The organism is uncultured Methylobacterium sp. (genome assembly GCF_964242245.1).
Lineage (GTDB): Bacteria > Pseudomonadota > Alphaproteobacteria > Rhizobiales > Beijerinckiaceae > Methylobacterium.
In genome coordinates this window covers 1-2475 of record NZ_CAXTBY010000225.1, presented here as the reverse complement: position 1 = coordinate 2475, position 2475 = coordinate 1, and the positions used below count along the sequence as shown (strand labels likewise).

The following is a 2475-nucleotide window of genomic DNA, read 5'->3' as shown; positions in this document are numbered from 1 at the left end:
GGATGCACACGCCCATCGTGGCGCTGACGGCCAACGCGCTCGAAGGCGACCGCGAGCGTTGCCTGGAGGCAGGCATGGATGACTACCTGAGCAAGCCGGTCAAGATCGAAGCCTTGCGCGAGACGCTGGTACGCTGGGCGGCCGGTGCGCTCAAGGAGGCCGAGGCGATGCAAGCGGTCGCCGCGTGATCCGCGCCGGGCGTTCGCCGGGTCCGATCAGTCCACCGCTGGCTGGGGGAAACGCGTTTCCAACAGGTGCGCCACCGTTTCCTTCTGGCGTCGGGCGGCGTCGGGGCGGCCCAGGTGGCTGTAGATGCGCGCCAGATAACGGTGGGCAACCACGAATCCCGGCCGCAACCGCAGCGTGATCTCGAAGGCCTGCACGGCGCGGTCGTACCAACCCAGGCGTGACAGCAGCGCGCCGAGCTGGAAATGCGCCTCGGGAAATTCGTGCCGCAACCCGACGGCGCGCAGGGCGTACTCGATGCCCGGCTCCACCCGCTCCCGGCCTTGCCGGGGGAGAGCCACGCTCAGGCCGTAGTTCGCCTCGGCGGATTCCGGGTCCAGGGCGAGGGCGCGCCCGAAAGCCCGCTCGGCGTCGGCCCACTGGCGGCGGCGCAGGTAGAGCCGCCCGAGGTAGGTTTGGGTCGTGGGATCATCCGGGGCCAGGCGTTCCGCTTCGTCCCAGGCCGCCTGGCAACCGGCGAGATCATCGCGCGCCCACGCGAGCAATCCGCGCAGGACGACGGTCTGCGCCCGGCCCGGTTCCAGGCGTTCCAGGGCGGCGAGAGCGGGCGCGGCTTCGGTGGGGACGCCCGCCGCGAAGCACGCCGCCACCAGGGAGCGCCAGTAACGCGTTTCGTCCGGGTAACGGTCGGTCAGGCGGAGCAAGAGGAGCCGGGCTTCACTCGCCCGACCGCCTTCGATGAACGCGGCGGCGAGATTGAAGTCGGCCTCCGCCTCGGCCCGGGCCACGGCGCGGAGAGCATCCTCGCCGGGCGGGTCGATGTAGCCGAGTTCCGCCAGTTGACGGAGCGCGGCCTGCGCGGCGGCGGGGTCCTCCTCCCCGGTGGCGGGACCGGGGCGGCCGTCTTCGCCCGGCACCCGTTCCCAGGAGGGGATGCGCGGCAGGATCGCCGGTGGCGGATCGCCGAACGCGCTGACCAGCACGCGGCCTTCCATGTCGTTGCCCGCGGGCAGTCCGAGCAGCGCGAGCACGGTGGGCGCGATGTCGAGCAGGGTCGCGCCTTCCACCCGCGCGTCGGCCTGCACCCCCGGACCGTGCAGCACGAAAATCCCCTGCGCACGGTGCCACTGCGCCGGTTCCACCGGGCCGCGTGGTCGGCGCGCGCCGCTCTCGAAGCCGTGGTCGGACACCACCAGGACGCGCGCTTCCGGCCCGGCCAGTTCGACCAGCCGCCCGAGCATCTGGTCGTGGAACAGGTACAGGTGGGTCATCACGTCGCGGTACCACCCGAAATCCGTTTCGGAAATCTCCGGCAGACGCGGCGGGTGGAAGGGCATGAACTCGTGCCCGACCTGGTCGATGCACTCGTAGTAAACCGCGCCGAAATCCCAGTCCTGCGTGGCGAGCAGTTCGGTGGCGACGGCGTGCGTGCCGAGGAGTTCCGCCAGTCTCTCGCGGAGGAAATTCAGCCGGTGTTGCACGGCGGGGTCGGACTGGTCCAACTCCGCCGCGCGCGGGACCAGCGCCTGGATCATCGCGCCTTCGATCTCGGCGGGATGCAGGCGCAGGTCGGCCAACTCCCCGGCGAGCGCGGGCGGCTGCACGGCGTTTTCGGCGGGCGGCCAGTCGTCGGGACGCGCCCCGGCGGGTGGCAGGGCGAACCGGCTGGAAACCGCCGCGCCGCGCACCGCCTCGGCGGGATGGCTCGCCTGCCAGCCGCAGACCACCGAGCGCAGACCGCTCTGGGAAAGGATGTTCCACAGCGCCTTGCAGGTGCGGGTGCGGGTGCCGACGGGGCGCACCCCGGCGCGGTCGGGCGTCGGCTCGATAAAGCCGTGGACGCCATGCCCGTAGGCGCGTTTGCCCGTGGCGATGCTCGTCCACAGGATGGGCGAGAGCATCGGCTGGAGCGAGTGCAGAGTACCCATCGTGCCGCCTTCGACGAGCCGTTGGAGATGCGGCATCCGCCCGGCGTCGAGCAGTGGATGGATCACCTGCCAATCGGCGGCGTCCCACCCGACGAGCAGCACGCGCCGTGGACGTTGGCCGGGAGCAGGGGAATCGGGGAAAGACATGACGAGGGCGCTGGAACCGGACGGACGTGGCTCTGTATGCGCCGGGGCGGGGAGGGAAGTCAACGCAAAAACCCGTGCGGACGGCGAGGCGTCGGCACGGGTTTCGATGAAGCAATGGCAGCGGGCCGGGCCGCTGGTTGGGATCAGGCAACCACCTGTTTGCTCTGGCGCAGGCGGCGCACGCCCACCGCGCCCAGCGCGAGCGCGCCCAGGC

Annotated in this window: 2 protein-coding genes; one reads left to right on the top strand and one right to left on the bottom strand. The window is 71.5% G+C overall.

Translation table 11 applies throughout. The features are described from left to right. Window positions 1-188 (top strand): response regulator (locus tag ACFE8Y_RS21680; protein ID WP_375466429.1); only part of this gene is annotated, 188 nt, incomplete at its 5' end. A 27-nt stretch (window positions 189-215) separates the two neighbouring features. On the opposite strand, the gene ACFE8Y_RS21675 is transcribed toward ACFE8Y_RS21680, so the two are convergent. Further along, the gene (locus ACFE8Y_RS21675; RefSeq protein WP_375466428.1) at window positions 216-2216 is read right to left on the bottom strand and encodes an alkaline phosphatase family protein; all 2001 of its coding nucleotides are present in this window, start codon (window positions 2214-2216) and stop codon (window positions 216-218) included. Between the last annotated feature and the right edge of the window lie 259 nt (window positions 2217-2475).